The 15,579-nt window shown below is 71.6% G+C and carries 16 protein-coding genes; 15 read left to right on the top strand and 1 reads right to left on the bottom strand.

Features of this window, described 5'->3' with window-relative positions; translation table 11 throughout:
- Positions 1-48: 48 nt before the first annotated feature.
- The 14 genes from pdxS to fdhD all read left to right on the top strand — a co-directional run bounded on the left by pdxS (position 49) and on the right by fdhD (position 12,269).
- Positions 49-978, top strand: a complete 930-nt coding sequence (gene pdxS, locus BRM3_RS02670) for a pyridoxal 5'-phosphate synthase lyase subunit PdxS (protein ID WP_396127025.1) — start codon at positions 49-51, stop codon at positions 976-978.
- Positions 975-1,658 carry a pyridoxal 5'-phosphate synthase glutaminase subunit PdxT gene (gene pdxT, locus BRM3_RS02665; protein ID WP_396127024.1) on the top strand — a complete coding sequence of 228 codons (684 nt, stop codon included), beginning with the start codon at positions 975-977 and terminating at the stop codon, positions 1,656-1,658. Before pdxS ends, pdxT begins: the two co-directional genes overlap by 4 nt.
- A gap of 340 nt (positions 1,659-1,998) precedes the next feature.
- The gene (locus tag BRM3_RS02660) at positions 1,999-2,832 is read left to right on the top strand and encodes an ABC transporter ATP-binding protein (RefSeq protein WP_263594561.1); all 834 of its coding nucleotides are present in this window, start codon (positions 1,999-2,001) and stop codon (positions 2,830-2,832) included.
- Positions 2,829-3,554 (top strand): ABC transporter permease, encoded by a 726-nt coding sequence (locus tag BRM3_RS02655; protein WP_263594560.1) that lies wholly within the window; start codon positions 2,829-2,831, stop codon positions 3,552-3,554. The genes BRM3_RS02660 and BRM3_RS02655 overlap by 4 nt, the downstream gene beginning before the upstream one ends.
- Positions 3,551-4,219 carry an ABC transporter permease gene (locus tag BRM3_RS02650; protein WP_263594559.1) on the top strand — a complete coding sequence of 223 codons (669 nt, stop codon included), beginning with the start codon at positions 3,551-3,553 and terminating at the stop codon, positions 4,217-4,219. The genes BRM3_RS02655 and BRM3_RS02650 overlap by 4 nt, the downstream gene beginning before the upstream one ends.
- A gap of 89 nt (positions 4,220-4,308) precedes the next feature.
- Entirely contained in the window at positions 4,309-5,253 is a 945-nt protein-coding gene (locus BRM3_RS02645) for an ABC transporter substrate-binding protein (protein ID WP_263594558.1), read from the top strand.
- Positions 5,254-5,333: 80 nt separating this feature from the next.
- On the top strand, positions 5,334-5,804 hold the full coding sequence (locus tag BRM3_RS02640; RefSeq protein ID WP_263594557.1) for an SRPBCC family protein: 471 nt from the start codon (positions 5,334-5,336) through the stop codon (positions 5,802-5,804).
- Positions 5,805-6,050: 246 nt separating this feature from the next.
- Positions 6,051-6,974 (top strand): carbohydrate ABC transporter permease, encoded by a 924-nt coding sequence (locus BRM3_RS02635; protein ID WP_263594556.1) that lies wholly within the window; start codon positions 6,051-6,053, stop codon positions 6,972-6,974.
- Positions 6,971-7,810: a carbohydrate ABC transporter permease gene (locus tag BRM3_RS02630; protein WP_263594555.1), complete on the top strand. Its 840-nt coding sequence runs from the start codon at positions 6,971-6,973 to the stop codon at positions 7,808-7,810. The genes BRM3_RS02635 and BRM3_RS02630 overlap by 4 nt, the downstream gene beginning before the upstream one ends.
- A gap of 85 nt (positions 7,811-7,895) precedes the next feature.
- Complete coding sequence (locus BRM3_RS02625) at positions 7,896-9,203, top strand: ABC transporter substrate-binding protein (RefSeq protein WP_263594554.1); 1,308 nt, start codon at positions 7,896-7,898, stop codon at positions 9,201-9,203.
- Between the two features lie 7 nt (positions 9,204-9,210).
- Positions 9,211-10,326: an ABC transporter ATP-binding protein gene (locus BRM3_RS02620; protein WP_263594553.1), complete on the top strand. Its 1,116-nt coding sequence runs from the start codon at positions 9,211-9,213 to the stop codon at positions 10,324-10,326.
- Positions 10,327-10,490: 164 nt separating this feature from the next.
- Positions 10,491-10,994 carry an SRPBCC domain-containing protein gene (locus tag BRM3_RS02615; protein ID WP_263594552.1) on the top strand — a complete coding sequence of 168 codons (504 nt, stop codon included), beginning with the start codon at positions 10,491-10,493 and terminating at the stop codon, positions 10,992-10,994.
- Complete coding sequence (locus BRM3_RS02610) at positions 10,991-11,389, top strand: ArsR/SmtB family transcription factor (RefSeq protein ID WP_263594551.1); 399 nt, start codon at positions 10,991-10,993, stop codon at positions 11,387-11,389. Before BRM3_RS02615 ends, BRM3_RS02610 begins: the two co-directional genes overlap by 4 nt.
- Before the next feature lie 10 nt (positions 11,390-11,399).
- Complete coding sequence (gene fdhD, locus BRM3_RS02605) at positions 11,400-12,269, top strand: formate dehydrogenase accessory sulfurtransferase FdhD (RefSeq protein ID WP_263594550.1); 870 nt, start codon at positions 11,400-11,402, stop codon at positions 12,267-12,269.
- A 322-nt stretch (positions 12,270-12,591) separates the two neighbouring features.
- Here fdhD and BRM3_RS02600 read toward each other — a convergent pair whose 3' ends face one another.
- Positions 12,592-13,551 carry a sugar-binding transcriptional regulator gene (locus BRM3_RS02600; protein WP_263594549.1) on the bottom strand — a complete coding sequence of 320 codons (960 nt, stop codon included), beginning with the start codon at positions 13,549-13,551 and terminating at the stop codon, positions 12,592-12,594.
- Between the two features lie 174 nt (positions 13,552-13,725).
- On the opposite strand from BRM3_RS02600, the gene BRM3_RS02595 reads away from it, so the two are divergent.
- Positions 13,726-15,483 (top strand): glycerol-3-phosphate dehydrogenase/oxidase, encoded by a 1,758-nt coding sequence (locus tag BRM3_RS02595; RefSeq protein ID WP_263594548.1) that lies wholly within the window; start codon positions 13,726-13,728, stop codon positions 15,481-15,483.
- Positions 15,484-15,579 lie beyond the last annotated feature (96 nt).

Raw genomic sequence — 15,579 nt, 5'->3', positions numbered from 1 at the left:
GAACACGCGAAAACTGGAACTGGTGATGGACCACTGCAGGGGGCGAGCATGGTGCCCATGGCACAGAACACCCCAGGTACCGACGCCCCCACCACCGGCTCCCCGCTCGTCAAGCGCGGGCTGGCCGACATGCTCAAGGGCGGCGTCATCATGGACGTCGTCACCCCCGAGCAGGCTCGCATCGCCGAGGACGCCGGCGCCGTCGCGGTGATGGCGCTCGAGCGCGTACCCGCCGACATCCGCGCCGAGGGCGGCGTGTCCCGCATGAGCGACCCCGACATGATCGAGGGCATCATCGAGACCGTCTCGATCCCCGTCATGGCCAAGGCCCGCATCGGCCACCAGGTCGAGGCGCAGATCCTCGAGCACCTGGGGGTCGACTACATCGACGAGTCCGAGGTGCTCAGCCCCGCCGACTACGCCCACCACATCGACAAGCAGCGCTTCACCGTGCCGTTCGTGTGCGGCGCGACCAACCTCGGCGAGGCGCTGCGGCGCCTCGCCGAGGGCGCCGCGATGATCCGCTCCAAGGGCGAGGCCGGCACCGGTGACGTCTCCGAGGCGACCAAGCACATCCGCACCATCCGCAAGCAGATCGCCGAGCTCCACGGGCTGTGGACCTCCTCGCCCGAGGAGCTGTACGTCGCCGCCAAGGAGCTGCAGGCGCCGTATGAGATCGTGCGCGAGGTCGCCGAGAGGGGCGAGCTGCCCGTCGTCCTGTTCACCGCGGGCGGCGTCGCCACCCCGGCCGACGCGGCGCTCATGATGCAGCTCGGCGCCGACGGCGTGTTCGTGGGATCGGGCATCTTCAAGTCCGGCGACCCGGCGCGCCGCGCCGCCGCGATCGTGCGCGCCACCGCGCAGTACGACGACCCGGCCGCGATCGCCGACGCCTCGCGCGGCCTCGGCGAGGCGATGGTCGGCATCAACGTCGCCGACCTCCCGGCCCCGCATCGCCTGGCCGAGCGCGGCTGGTGACCACGACGGGCGAGCAGGTGCGCCGAGGGGACGCGCACGATGGGCATCCCGACGACCTGCTCCCCGGCGCCGGGCTGCGCGTCGGCGTGCTCGCCCTCCAGGGCGGGGTGCGCGAGCACGTGGAGCTGCTGACGTCTCTGGGCGCCCGGGCGGTGCTCGTGCGCCGGCCCGTGCAGCTCGAGGACCTCGACGCGCTCGTCCTGCCGGGCGGGGAGTCCTCCACGATCGACCGCCTGACCCGGATCCTGGGACTGCGGGATCCGCTGAGAGCGACGCTCGCCGGCGGGCTGCCGACGCTCGGGACCTGTGCCGGCCTCATCCTGCTCGCCGACCGCGTGCTCGACCCCGCCCCGGGACAGCAGAGCCTCGGCGGCCTGGACGTGACCGTGCGGCGCAACGCCTTCGGCCGCCAGGTCGACTCGGCCGAGGAGACCCTCGCGACGACGCTCGGCCCCGTGCGCGCGGCCTTCATCCGGGCACCCGAGGTGGTCGCCGTGGGGGAGGGCGTCGAGGTCAACGCCCGTCGTGGGGACGACGTGGGCGACCCTCACGCGCCGATCGTCGGCGTGCGCGCGGGCAGCCTGCTCGGCATCTCCTTCCACCCCGAGCTCACGGGGGAGACGACCGTGCACCGCGAGCTGCTGCGCCTGGCCTCCGTGCGGCGCGGGCGGGTCGGCTGAGGGGGCCGACGTCGGCTGAGGCGCAGCATCGAGATCGCCGGTTCACGGGGCATCGTGGCCCCGCCTCTCATCGAGATCGCCTTTTCGGGTGGAATTCCCGTCGGATTCCACCCGGAAAGGCGATCTCGATGAGAGGCGGGGCCGCTGGCGCCGCGCTCCGTGGGCGCCGCGCCGCGGGTCGCCGCCCCTCGCCGGCCCGGCGTCGACGGGCGGCTCCCCGTCGCCCCGGCCCCTGCCCGCGGCGACCGCGCGGTCGGCGCCGTGGGAATGTCGGTCGGGTCGCATAGGGTGGGGCACCCGATCCCAGTCGCCGGCCGAACCGCGCGATGAGGAGGACCCCGTGATCCGATTCGACTCCGTCGGGAAGACCTACCCCGACGGCACGACCGCCGTGGGCGAGTTCTCGTACACGATCGACTCCCATGCGAGCGTCGTGCTCGTGGGCACGAGCGGCTCCGGCAAGACCACCCTGCTGCGCATGGTCAACCGCATGGTCGACCCCACCTCGGGCCGCGTGCTCATCGACGACGAGGACGTGGCGCGGGTCGATCCCGTCAAGCTGCGCCGGAGCATCGGCTACGTCATGCAGTCCAGCGGGCTGCTCCCGCATCGCACCGTCGTCGACAACGTGGCCACCGTGCCCATGCTCAACGGCGCGCCCAAGAAGGAGGCGCACGCCCGGGCGCTCGACCTGATGGAGATGGTGGGACTGTCGCGCGACCACGGCGCGCGCTACCCCTCGCAGCTCTCGGGCGGCCAGCAGCAGCGCGTGGGCGTGGCCCGTGCGCTCGCCTCGGACCCCAACATCCTGCTCATGGACGAGCCCTTCGGGGCGGTCGACCCCATCGTGCGCGCGGAGCTGCAGTCCGAGCTGCTGCGCCTCCAGCGCGACCTGGGCAAGACCATCCTGTTCGTCACCCACGACATCGACGAGGCGTTCCTGCTCGGCGACGAGGTGGTCGTGCTCCGTCCGGGCGGGGTGATCGCCCAGGCGGGCACGCCCGAGGAGATCCTCGCGGCCCCGGCCGACGAGTTCGTGCAGAACTTCATCGGCGCCGACCGCGGCAAGCGGACCCTGCACGTCGCGGAGGTCGACGGCGCCCGGGTCGTGCTCGACGCCGCCGGCAGCGCGATCGGCGTGCTCGACCAGGATCGCGGCAGGGGCCCGTCATGAGCTGGGTGCTCGACAACCTCGACACCATCTCCTCCAACCTCGGGGCGCACCTGCTGCAGGCGCTGCCCCCGATCGTGCTGTCGTTCGTGCTCGCGATCCCCATCGCCAAGCTCGCCGGCTCCCGCGGATGGCTGCGCGGCACCGTCAGCGTCACCTCCGGGCTGCTGTACGCGGTGCCGTCGCTCCCGCTGTTCATCGTGCTACCGCTGATCCTGGGCACGGGCATCCGCAGCCCCTTCAACATCGTCGTCGCCCTCACGCTCTACGGCCTCGCCCTCATGGTGCCGAGCGCGGTCGGCGCCTTCGGCAGCGTGAGCCGCGAGGTCCTGCAGTCGGCGACGGCCCAGGGCTACGCGCCGCTGGCACGGTTCGTGCAGGTCGAGCTGCCGCTCGCCGGGCCCGTCCTGCTCGCCGGCCTGCGCGTGGTCACGGTCTCCACCGTCTCGCTCGTGACCGTCGGCGGTGTGCTCGGCGTGCCGAGCCTCGGCATGCTCTTCGTCGACGGCTTCCAGCGCGGCATCGTCGCGGAGATCCTCGCCGGCATCGTGATGACCGCCGTGCTCGCCCTCGTGCTCGACGGCCTGCTGGTGCTCCTGGGCCGCGTGCTCATGCCCTGGTCCCGCGGCGGCGGCGCCCCGCGCCGCGGACGTCGCGGCGCCTCGTCCTCACCGACCGGCCCGGCGCGTCCCGACCCCGCCGCGCAGGAGGTGAGCGTCGTATGAACCAGCTGACCGGCGCCTTCGCCTGGCTCGCGGACCCCCTGCACTGGAGCGGCCCCTCGGGCATCCCGATGCGCCTGGGCGAGCACCTCTGGTACACCGTGATCGGCGTGGGCATCGCCGCGGTCATCGCGATCCCACTCGGCCTGCTCGTCGGCCACACCCATCGCGGACGCGGGATCGCCGTGACGGCCTCCGGCGCCGCACGGGCCCTGCCCACCCTGGGCCTCGTCACCCTGTTCGGCCTGCTCGCCGGCATCGGCCTGCTCGCCCCCGTCCTCGCGTTCGTGATCCTCGCGATCCCCTCGCTCCTGGCCGGGGCGTACTCCGCGTGCGAGTCGGTCGACCCGCGCACGGTCGACGCCGCCCGGGCGCAGGGCATGACCGAGTGGCAGATCCTCGCGCGCGTCGAGCTCCCGCTCGGCCTGCCGCTGCTCATCTCGGGGCTGCGCTCGGCGACCCTGCAGGTCGTCTCGACCGCGATGCTCGCCGCGTACATCGGCAACGGCGGCCTGGGCCGCTACATCTTCCTGGGCCTCAAGACCCAGGACTACCCGCAGATGCTGGCCGGGTCCCTGCTGGTGATCGCGCTCGCGATCGTGCTCGAGGTGATCCTGCTGACCGTCCAGCGGCTCACGGCGCCGCGCGGCGCCGCCGTCTCCACGTGACCGCCCGTCGACGTGACCTCGCGCCCGACCAGACCCACCTCCTCCGGGCATCCCCGCCCGCGAACCCGCCCCACCGGAAGGACAGAACCATGACCACCACCTCCATCGGGCGCCGCAGCGCCCTGGGCCTGCTGGGCCTCGGCGGCGCGGCCGTCTCGCTCGCCGCCTGCTCCAACGACGACCCGCTGTCCCAGGAGTCCTCGAGCGCCGGCGGCTCCGACGGCGGCAGCGCGGGCGGCGGCATCGTCGTCGGCTCTCAGGCCTACTACTCCAATGAGATCATCGCCGAGCTCTTCGCGCAGGTGCTCGAGAAGTCCGGCGCCCAGGTGTCGCGCCAGTACCAGATCGGCCAGCGCGAGGTGTACCTCCCTGAGCTCGAGGGCGGCAAGGTCGACGTGATCCCCGAGTACACGGGCAACCTGCTGCAGTACTACGACAAGGATGCCGAGACGGCGAGCCCCGACGAGATCGCCCAGGCGCTCGCCGAGGCCCTGCCCGACGGCCTGACCGCCCTCCCGTACGCCCAGGCGACCGACCAGGACTCCTACAACACGACCAAGGACTTCGCGTCGGCCAACTCCCTGACCTCGCTCGCGGACCTCTCGAAGGTGTCCGAGAGCCTCAAGGTCGCGGCCAACAGCGAGTTCGAGACCCGCCCCTATGGCCCCGAGGGCCTCAAGCGGGTCTACGGCGCCGACGTGACGCTCGTGCCCGTCGAGGACTCGGGCGGCCCGCTCACCGTCAAGGCCCTCACCGACGGGACCGTGCAGCTCGCCGACATCTACTCCGCGGACCCGGCGATCGCGGCCAACGGCTTCGTGACCCTCGAGGACCCGGAGTCGATGATCCTGCCGCAGAACGTGGTGCCGATCGTCTCGGCCAAGGTCGATGATGCGGCCAAGGCGGCGATCAAGACCGTCACCGACGCGCTCACGACTGAGGAGCTCATCGCCCTGAACACCCAGAGCGTCGACGAGCAGAAGAAGTCCGCCGAGATCGCCACGGCCTGGCTGAAGGACAAGGGCCTGGTCTGACCGGTCGGTCCGCCCCGGCGCTCCGGGCGCCACGGCACCGCGGGCTGACAAGCCCGCGATGCCGTGGCACGGTGGAGGACATGACCAGCACCGAGAACTCCATCACCGTCACCCGCACCATCGACGTCCCCGCCAAGGACGTCTTCGCCCTGCTGACCCTGCCCGCCCGCCATCGTGAGTTCGACGGCTCCGGCATGGTCCGCTCGAGCGAGGACACCGAGCGCATCACCAAGGTGGGCGAGCAGTTCGTGATGAACATGCACGCCGAGGACATGGGCGGCGACTACCGCATGTACAACCACGTCACCGCGTTCGACCACAACAAGATGGTGGGCTGGCAGCCCGCGCAGGAGCAGAACAAGGACCAGCCGGCGGGCTGGGAGTGGCTGTACGAGCTCACGCCGCTCGACTCGGGCGACACCGAGGTGTCGCTGACCTACGACTGGTCCAAGGTCACCGACCCGAAGCTCCGCCAGATCTTCCCGAAGGTCACCGAGGAGGACCTCGAGCAGTCCCTCAACCTGCTCGCCGCCGCCGTCACCGCGAGCTGACCGGCCGCTCGGCCGCTCTCCGGGCCCTCCCGCCGTCGCGGCGGGAGGGCCCGTCACCGTGCCGTCGGCCCTGGTCACGGGGCGGTCACAAGTTCTTCCGACCGCCCCACCCGGCCCGACCCCGCGTGCTACGGTCCCCGATGTGTCGAGCACCACATCGCCCATCGCCGTGCGACGCCCGCAGGTCACCGCCTGGTCCCTCGCCCGTTGCCGCGCGTTCGCCCCCGCCCCCTACGGTCGCCTCTCGTGACCTCCGCCGACCCTGCCGCGCTGCCTGCCGCGCCCCCGCGCTCGCGCGGCGCCTGGAAGCACTGGCTGCTGTTCGTCGGCCTCCTGCTGCCCAACCTCGTGCTGCTGACGATCTTCACGTACCGCCCCCTCGTCGACAACATCCGCCTGTCGTTCTTCGACTGGAACATCTCGTCGCCCACCTCCACGTTCATCGGCGGCGACAACTACGTCGAGTGGGCCACGAGCCCCGACTCCTGGACGATCGTGCGCAACACCGTGATCTTCACGATCGCGGTGGTCGGCGGCTGCATGGTGCTCGGCCTGCTGCTCGCCCTCCTGCTCGACCAGCGCCTGCGCGGCCGCAACCTCGTGCGCTCGGCGATCTTCGCGCCCTTCGTGCTCTCGGGCGCGGCCGTCGGCATCGCCTTCCAGTTCGTCTTCGACCCCAACTTCGGCATGATCCGCGACCTGCTCGGCCGCATCGGCGTGCACACGCCCGACTTCTACCAGCGGCCCGGATGGGCCCTGTTCATGGTGACGCTGACGTACATCTGGAAGAACGTCGGCTACAGCTTCGTCATCTACCTCGCCGCGCTGCAGGGCGCCCGCCAGGACCTCTACGAGGCCGCCGCAATCGACCACGCCTCGACGTGGACGACGTTCTGGCGCGTGACCATGCCGCAGCTGCGCGCGACCACGTTCTTCCTGTCCATCACGGTCATGCTCAACTCGCTGCAGGTCTTCGACATCATCAACGTGATGACCCGCGGCGGCCCGCAGAACATCGGGACCACGACGATGATCTACCAGGTCTACGTCGAGACCTTCCAGAACCAGCGGGCCGGCTACGGCGCGACCGTCGCGACCGTCATGTTCGTCGTGCTCCTGCTCATCACGGTGGTGCAGGTGCGGATCATGGACCGGGAGGGCTCCCGATGACCTCGACCGCCTCGCTCCTGCGCCGGGTCGGCGGCTACGCCGCCATGCTCGTCGTGCTGCTCATCATCGGCATGCCGCTGCTGTGGATCACGATCGCGAGCTTCAAGACCCAGTCCGACATCTACACGGTGCCGGCCACGTGGGTCCCGCACCCGTTCACGACGGACAACTACGGGACGCTCGTCACCCAGATCCCGTTCCTCACGTACTTCCGCAACTCGCTGATCATCGCCGGCTCGCTCACCGTCATCAAGGTGGTCCTGGGCGTCATCAGCGCCTATGCCCTCGTCTTCGCGGAGGTCTCGCGGCGGGTGCGCAACATCGTGTTCGTCGTGATCGTCTCGGCGCTGCTGATCCCCAACCAGATCACGGTGATCTCCAACTACGCGCTCGTCGCGCAGGCCGGGCTGCGCAACACCTTCGCCGGCATCATCATCCCGCTCGCGGGCGTCGCCTTCGGCACCTTCCTCATGCGCAACCACTTCCTGTCGCTGCCCACCGAGGTGATCGAGGCGGCGCGCATGGACAACGCGGGCCCCCTGCGCACCCTGTTCCGGGTGGTCCTGCCGATGAGCTGGCCCACCCTCGTGGCCTTCATCCTCATCACCCTCGTCAACGAGTGGAACGAGTACCTCTGGCCCTACCTCATGTCCGACCAGGCGGCCACCGCGCCCCTGCCGATCGGCCTCACCCTCCTGCAGAACAACGAGGGCACCCAGAACTGGGGCCCCATCATGGCCGGCACGATCTTCACCATGCTGCCCATCCTCATCGTCTTCCTCTTCCTCCAGCGGCCCATGATCAAGGGCCTCACCTCGGGCGCCGTCAAGGGCTGAGCGCCTCCCGTCGCCCGCCCGCGCTCGTCCCCGTCCCGCCCCTCACCCGACCTCGCCTCACGAACCTACGAACCAAGGAGCAGTCATGAACGCACGCCAGACCCGCCTGTCCCGGCGCAGCCTCTTCGGCCTCGGAGGCGCCGCCGGCGCCCTCGCCCTGTCCGCGTGCGCCGGCACCGGCGGCGGCAGCGAGCAGAGCGGCGACGCCACCAAGCTCCAGTTCTGGTCCAACCACCCGGGCAGCTCCAAGGAGGTCGAGCAGCAGCTCATCGACGCCTTCGAGAAGCAGAGCGACGGCGTGACCGTCACCCTCGTCGACGGCGGCAAGAACTACGAGGAGGTCCAGCAGAAGTTCAACGCGGCCCTGTCCGGCGGCACCCTGCCCGACATCGTCGTGCTGTCGGACGTCACCTGGTTCAACTTCGCCCTCAACGAGCAGCTCGCCCCGCTCGAGGACCTCTTCGACAAGGCCGGCGTCGACCCCTCGGGCTACGTCGAGCCGCTCTACAACGACTACACCTTCAAGGACAAGCACTACGCGCTGCCCTACTCGCGCTCGACGCCGCTGTTCTACTACAACAAGGACCTCTGGGCGAAGGCGGGCCTGCCCGACCAGGGGCCCGAGTCCTGGGAGCAGCTCACCGAGTGGGCGCAGACGCTCAAGGACAAGGCCGGCGCCCAGCTCTCGTTCGTGACGGGCGACGGCGTGGGCTACCTCGACTGGATCGCGCAGGGCCTGCTGTGGTCGATGGGCGGCGGCTACTCCGACGGCTACACGCCGACCTTCACCGACGACAACTCGATCAAGGCCGCGCAGCTCCTCCAGGACTTCAAGGCGACCGGTCTGTACGACGTCTCGAGCGATCCGGCGCCCGTGTTCAGCTCGGGCCAGTCGGCCGCGATGATCGAGTCCACGGGCTCCCTCAAGGGCGTGCTCGACGCCGCCGCGGGCAAGTTCGAGGTGGGCACCGCCTTCCTGCCCGGCCCCAAGGGCGAGAGCTGCCCCACCGGCGGCGCGGGCCTCGCGATCCCCGCCGGCATCTCGGACGAGCGCAAGGTGAACGCCCTCAAGGCCATCGGCTTCCTGACCAACGTCGAGAACACCGCGACCTTCGCCCAGGGCACCGGCTACATGCCCGTGCAGACGGCCGCCCTCGACTCCGACACCATCAAGCAGTACCTCGAGAAGACCCCGCAGGCGCAGACCGCGCTCGACCAGCTCCCCTTCACCAAGTCCCAGGACTACGCGCGCGTGTTCATCGCGGGCGGCGGCAAGCAGATCGGCGGCGCGTGGGACAAGATCGTGCAGGGCGCCGACGTGGCCGCGACCATGAAGGAGCTCCAGGACTGGGCCGCTCCCAAGCTCGAGCAGCTCGAGAAGAAGGCGAAGTGACCGCCTGATGGCATCCGTCAGCTACGAGGGCGCGACCCTCACGTACCCGGGCAACGACGTGCCGTCCGTCGACGCCCTGGACCTCGACGTCGCCGACGGGGAGTTCCTCGTCCTCGTCGGCCCGTCGGGGTCCGGCAAGTCCACCGCGCTGCGCATGCTCGCCGGGCTCGAGAAGGTCACCGCGGGGCGGATCCTGATCGGCGAGCGCGACGTGTCGCGCCTGTCGCCGCAGGACCGCGACGTGGCCATGGTGTTCCAGTCCTACGCGCTGTACCCGAACATGTCGGTGCGCCAGAACATGGGGTTCGCGCTCGCCAACGTCAAGACGCCGAAGGCGGAGATCGCGCAGCGGGTCGACGAGGCCGCGCGGATCCTCCACCTCGACGGCCTGCTCGACCGCAAGCCCAAGGCGCTCTCGGGCGGCCAGCGCCAGCGGGTCGCGATGGGGCGCGCGATCGTGCGGCGCCCGGCGGTGTTCTGCATGGACGAGCCGCTGTCGAACCTCGACGCCAAGCTGCGGGTCTCGACCCGCGGGGAGATCGCCGACCTCCAGCGGCGGCTCGGCGTGACCACGGTGTACGTCACGCACGACCAGGTCGAGGCCATGACGATGGGCCACCGCGTGGCGGTCCTGTCCGACGGCCGCCTCCAGCAGGTCGCGACCCCCGCCGAGATCTACGAGAACCCCACCAACCTGTTCGTGGCGACGTTCATGGGCTCCCCGGCGATGAACCTGTTCACGGCGCCCGTGCGGGGCGGCCGGGTCGCTCTCGCCGAGGGCGTCGAGCTCGCCGTGCCCGCCGGTGCCGGCGAGCAGGTCGTCGCGGGCATCCGCTCGGAGGAGTGGGAGGTCGTCGCGGCCGGCACGCCGGGCGCCCTCGACGTCGACGTCGAGCAGGTCGAGGCGCTCGGCGCGGAGTCGTTCGCGTACGGGCAGGGCCGTGCGCTCGCCGACGGGGTCGAGGTCACCGCGCCCCGCATCGTGGTGCGGCTGGACCGCAAGCAGTCGGCGAGGCCGGGGGAGACCCTCGCGGTGCGGCCCGTGGCCGACGACGTGCGGTGGTTCGACCCTGAGAGCGGCGAGGCCCTCGGGCACGAGCGGGGACACGCCGCCGCGGTGTGAGCAGGCGCCGCGACGTCGCCGCGCGGGGGCTCGTGCCGTCGCGCCCGCCCGGCGCGACCGCGGTGAGCCGTGCGCTCACGAGTGCAACTGCAGGGTTGCACTTAGCGACTGGACGTGCAACGCTCGGGGTGCACCGACCCGGGTGCCCGATCGAGGAGAGCGCCATGACCACCGTCCCGAACGCGCCGTCGCCCGACGCCGACGACACCGCGCTGACCACCGACGACGTGCCCGACGAGATCGTGCGCACCATCCGCATCGCGGCGAGCGCCGAGACCGTCTGGTCGATCGTGTCCGAGCCCGGCTGGTTCATCAACGACGGGGAGTACCGCGCCCACGACATCGAGGTCGACGGCGACGTGGCCCGCGTGACGGACCCCGTGCACGGCACCTTCGAGCTGCGCACCGACGTGCTCGAGCCGCCGCGGCGCGTCGTCATGCGCTGGCTCGGCGGCGACCCGGGCGCCCTCGCCGACACCCCGGCCAACATCGTCGAGTTCACCCTCGAGCCCGACGGCGACGGCGTGCTGCTCACGGTGCGCGAGACCGGCTTCGCGAGCCTCGACGCCGATGCGGTCACCCGGCGCCGCCGCTTCGAGGCCAACGACACCGGCTGGGTCGAGGAGCTCACGCTCGCCCGCACGCTCGCCGAGCAGGGCGGTCGATGATCCCTCGGGCCGGGGCCCTCGAGGTCGACCTCACCTCGCCCGCGGCCGACCGTGTGTTCACGGCCCTCGCGGACCCCACGCGGCGCCGCGTGCTCGCACGCCTGGCCGTCGAGCCGTGCGACGCGGGGGCTGTTGCGCGCGACCTCGACCTCAGCCGGCAGGCCGTGGCCAAGCACGTGCGCCGGCTCGAGGAGGCCGAGCTGGTCTGTTCGCAGCCCGAGGGACGGCGCCGCGTCCACCGCGTGAGCCCCGAGCGCATCCGCGAGATCTCCGAGCTGCTCGGCGCCGTCGCGCGCGGCTGGGACCGCCGCCTGGCCGGCATCGCGCGCGAGGCCGAGCGCCGCGAGGCCGATGGTCGTGGGGCCGACGATCACGGGGCCGGGGAGGACGACTAGTCTCAAGGCCATGGGACGAGTGACCGACGCGCGCCGCATCACGACGGTCCGCATCCGCGACGGTCGGCTCTACGCGGGACGCAAGGGCGACCATGTCGCCGTCGAGGAGCCGCTCGACATCCGCCTGAACGGACAGCGGCTGTCGATGACGATGCGCACGCCCGGCCACGACGTCGAGCTGATCCACGGCTTCCTCCACGCCGAGGGCTACATCGCCGGTCGCGAGGACGTGGGGGAGGCCCGCTACTGCGACGGCGCGGTGATCCAGGGCGAGACGGGGCTGCCGGAGAACAACTACAACGTCATGGACGTCGCGACCCGGATCCGTCCGCTCGCCCCGATCGCCATCAGGAACGTCGTCACGAACTCGGCGTGCGGGGTGTGCGGCAGCACGAGCATCGACGAGGTGCAGACCCAGGGGCGCTACACCCTCGGCCATGACTGGACGATCGCCCCGCAGACCCTGTTCGCCGCCCAGCAGCGCTTCGACGCCGGGCAGGTCATGTTCCAGCGCACGGGCGGCATCCACGGCGCCGCGCTCATCGCCCCGGACGGGGAGATCCTGGTCCAGCGCGAGGACGTCGGCCGCCACAACGCCGTCGACAAGGTGATCGGCTGGGCGCTCCTGCACGACCGTCTGCCCGCCGCGGACTGCCTGCTCCTCGTCTCCTCGCGCGCGAGCTTCGAGATCGCCCAGAAGGCGTACATGGCCGGCATCCCGTTCCTCGCCTGCGTCTCGGCGGCGAGCTCGCTCGCGATCGAGACGGCTGAGCGCGTCGGCATGACGCTCGTCGGCTTCCTGCGCGGCCGCGACGACGGCGACGGCCGGATGAACGTCTACACGGGCCCGGAGCGCCTCGACCTGAGCGACGCCGCCTGACGGATCGGCGCGGAGTGCTGGGCGGCGCCGTCCCGGGGCGTGCGCAGCGAGAGCGGAGCGTCGGGCGAGGCGACGGGGCGCCAGACCCTGCGACGGGGCGTCATCGATCGAGATCGCCTTTTCGGGCGGAATCCTCCTGGAATTCCACCGGAAAAGGCGACCTCGATGCGCGGGCCGCCGGATGCCACCGGATAAGGCGATCTGGAAGTGCGGGCCCCGGAAGCGACAGGTTGTGGCGATCTCGATGCGCGGATGGCCCCGGATGCCACCGGTCACGGCGATCCCGACGCGAACCCGCCCGGCCGGCGCCCCCGCCCCGCGATCAGTCGAGCGCGAGCAAGCTCGAGGCCGTCACCTCGTCGACCACGAGGTCCGTCGCGACGCCGGCCAGGAGCGCGGCCCGCAGGGGCACGGCCTTGCGGGTGCCCGCGGCCATGAGCAGGCGCCGCGGGATCCGCGCGAGCTGATCGGGGCTCGGCCCGGAGCAGCGCTCGTTCATCCCGATGCCCCGCCACGAGCCGTCCGCCCGCAGGAACACCGTGCACACGTCGCCGACCGCACCGTCCGCGCGCAGCGAGTGCAGGTCCTGCTCGGTCAGGTAGTTGGCGGTGTAGGCGCGGCTGGGGACCTCGGCGTCGAACGCGCCCACCCCGAACACCGCGAGCGAGCACTGCTGCTGCGCCCCGAGCACGCGCCGCACGGAGCGCTCGCGCCACATCGCCTCCCGCGTGCCCGCGAAGTCGAAGAACGCGGGCACCGGGAACTGGTGGACCGTCGCGTCCCACATCGAGGCGGCGCGCGCGAGCACGGTCGAGACGTACGTGAGGCCCGAGCCCTCGGTGTTGATCGCGCCGTTGAGCTGCACGATCCGCAGCCCCGGCATCGGATGGGGCCTCAGCTCGGCGACGACCGCCGCGACCGTCGTGCCCCACGCCAGGCCCACCGCCATGTCGGGGGCGAGCATGCGCTCGAGCTCGGCGGCGGCGCCCGCGGCCACCGCCTGCAGGCGCTCGCGCTCGCTCGTGCCCGCCGGGGCCGGCACCACCCGGGTGGCCACGGAGAAGCGGTCCTGGATCCGCTCGCGCAGGTCGCGCGAGCGGTGTGCCCCCGGAGGGTGCAGGGAGATCCGCACGAGCCCGTCCTCGCGGGCGTCGCGCAGCAGACGCGAGACCGTCGAGCGCGAGACGCCGAGCGTCCCGGCGATGGCCTCCATCGTCTGGCCCTCGTCGTAGTACATCCGTGCAGCGCGGAACGCCTCGGCGTGGCGCGTGGAGGCCGTCATCGGGGGATCACCCCCGCAGTCTTGCACGTTCGTGCAGCGCGCTTGCGTCAGCACGCACATCGAACCACGATGGTGTCATCCGTCACGGGGACGAACGTCCCATCGGCCGAGGCAGAACCACCGTCCTCGACCGCCGGGGGCCCCGGACGAGACCACCGATGCAAAGGAGCTCCCGTGCCGTCCACGAACCGTTCCGCTCTCAGCCCCGCCGCGCGCCGCGAGCACCTCGACCGTCTGCGTGCCGCGACTGCCGACGCCCCCCTCGACGTCCTCGTCGTGGGCGGTGGCGTGACCGGCGCCGGTGCCGCCTTCGACGCCGCCACCCGCGGCCTGTCCGTCGGCCTCGTCGAGGCCGGCGACTTCGCCCACGGCACCTCGTCGCGCTCGTCCAAGCTCATGCACGGCGGCCTGCGCTACCTCCAGATGCTCGACTTCAAGCTCGTCGCCGAGGCCCTGCGTGAGCGCGACCTCCTGCTCACCCACACGGCTCCGCACCTCGTGAAGCCGATCGCGTTCGTCTTCCCGTTCTTCCGCAAGGTCATCGACCGCTCGTACATCGGCGCGGGCGTCGCGCTGTACGACGCGATGCAGTCCGTGGGCCGCAAGCGCGCGGTCCCCGTGCACCGCCACCTGCTGCAGAAGAAGATGCTCACGGTCTTCCCGGCTCTCGACGGCGAGAAGATCGTCGGCGCCCTCGAGTACTACGACGCCCAGGTGGACGATGCGCGGTTCGTCGCCATGCTCGCCCGTTCCGCCGCGCAGCTCGACGCCGCCGTCGCCAACTACACGACCGTCACCGCCTACCTCCACGACGACGCGGGCCGCGTGATCGGCGTGCGCGTGCGGGTCGAGGAGAGCGGCGAGGAGTTCGAGGTCCATGCCCGCCAGACCATCCTGGCCGGCGGCGTCTGGACCCAGGACCAGCAGGAGCTCGCCGGCGCCGAGACCGGGCTCGAGGTGCTCGCGTCCAAGGGCGTCCACATCACGGTCGCCAAGGACCGCATCCCGGCCGCGCCCAGCACGGGCATCATCACGCAGACCGAGAAGTCCGTCCTGTTCATCATCCCGTGGGACGAGTACTGGATCATCGGCACGACCGACACCCCGTGGAAGCTCGACGTCGCCCACCCGGCGGCCACGAGCGACGACATCGACTACGTGCTCGAGCACGCCAACGCCGTGCTCACGAGCGACCTGACCCGGGACGACGTCATCGGCGTCTACGCGGGCCTGCGCCCCCTGCTGCAGCCCGTGAGCAAGGGCGAGAAGTCCAGCTCGTCGACCAAGGTCTCGCGCGAGCACACGGTCATGGCCGTCGAGCCCGGCCTCTCGGCGATCGCGGGCGGCAAGTACACGACCTACCGGGTGATGGCCGAGGACGTCGTCGACTTCGCGATCAAGGACGACTTCGCGGGCCGTCCCTCACTGACCACCTCGGTGCCCGTCATCGGGGCCCAGGGCTACGAGGAGCTCGTCGCCTCCAAGGCCGAGATCGCGCGCTCCTACGGCTTCGACGAGGTCCGGGTCGACCGGCTGCTCATGCGCTACGGCGCCCTCCTCCGCGACGTCCTCGCCCTCATCGACGACGACGCCTCCCTCGGACGCCCGCTCGAGCACGCCCCGCGCTACCTGCGGGCCGAGGCCCTGTACGCGGCACGCGCCGAGGGCGTGCGCCACCTGTCCGATGCGCTGACGCGCCGGATGCGCCTGGACTACGAGGTGAGCGACCGCGGCGTCGGCGCCGCCGAAGAGGTGGCCGCGCTCATCGGCCCCGAGCTCGACTGGGATGCCGAGCGCACCCGGCTCGAGATCGACACCTACCGCGCGTTCATCGAGGCCCGCCTCGAGGGCGAGCGCACCCGTGACGACGCCGCCGCCGAGACGGCCGCGTCGCGCGTGCCCGAGGTCCCGCAGGTGGGGCCGGGAGTCTGAGCCCGTGTCCGGGCGGCCGTGCCCGGACACGTCCGTCGGCATGCCGTGTGCATGCCATGGCAGGTCAGGGAGGATTCCCCCCTGCGACCGAGCGGA

This window comes from Brachybacterium huguangmaarense (assembly GCF_025725725.1).
Classification (GTDB): domain Bacteria; phylum Actinomycetota; class Actinomycetes; order Actinomycetales; family Dermabacteraceae; genus Brachybacterium; species Brachybacterium huguangmaarense.
This window is presented reverse-complemented; position numbering and strand designations above follow the sequence as displayed.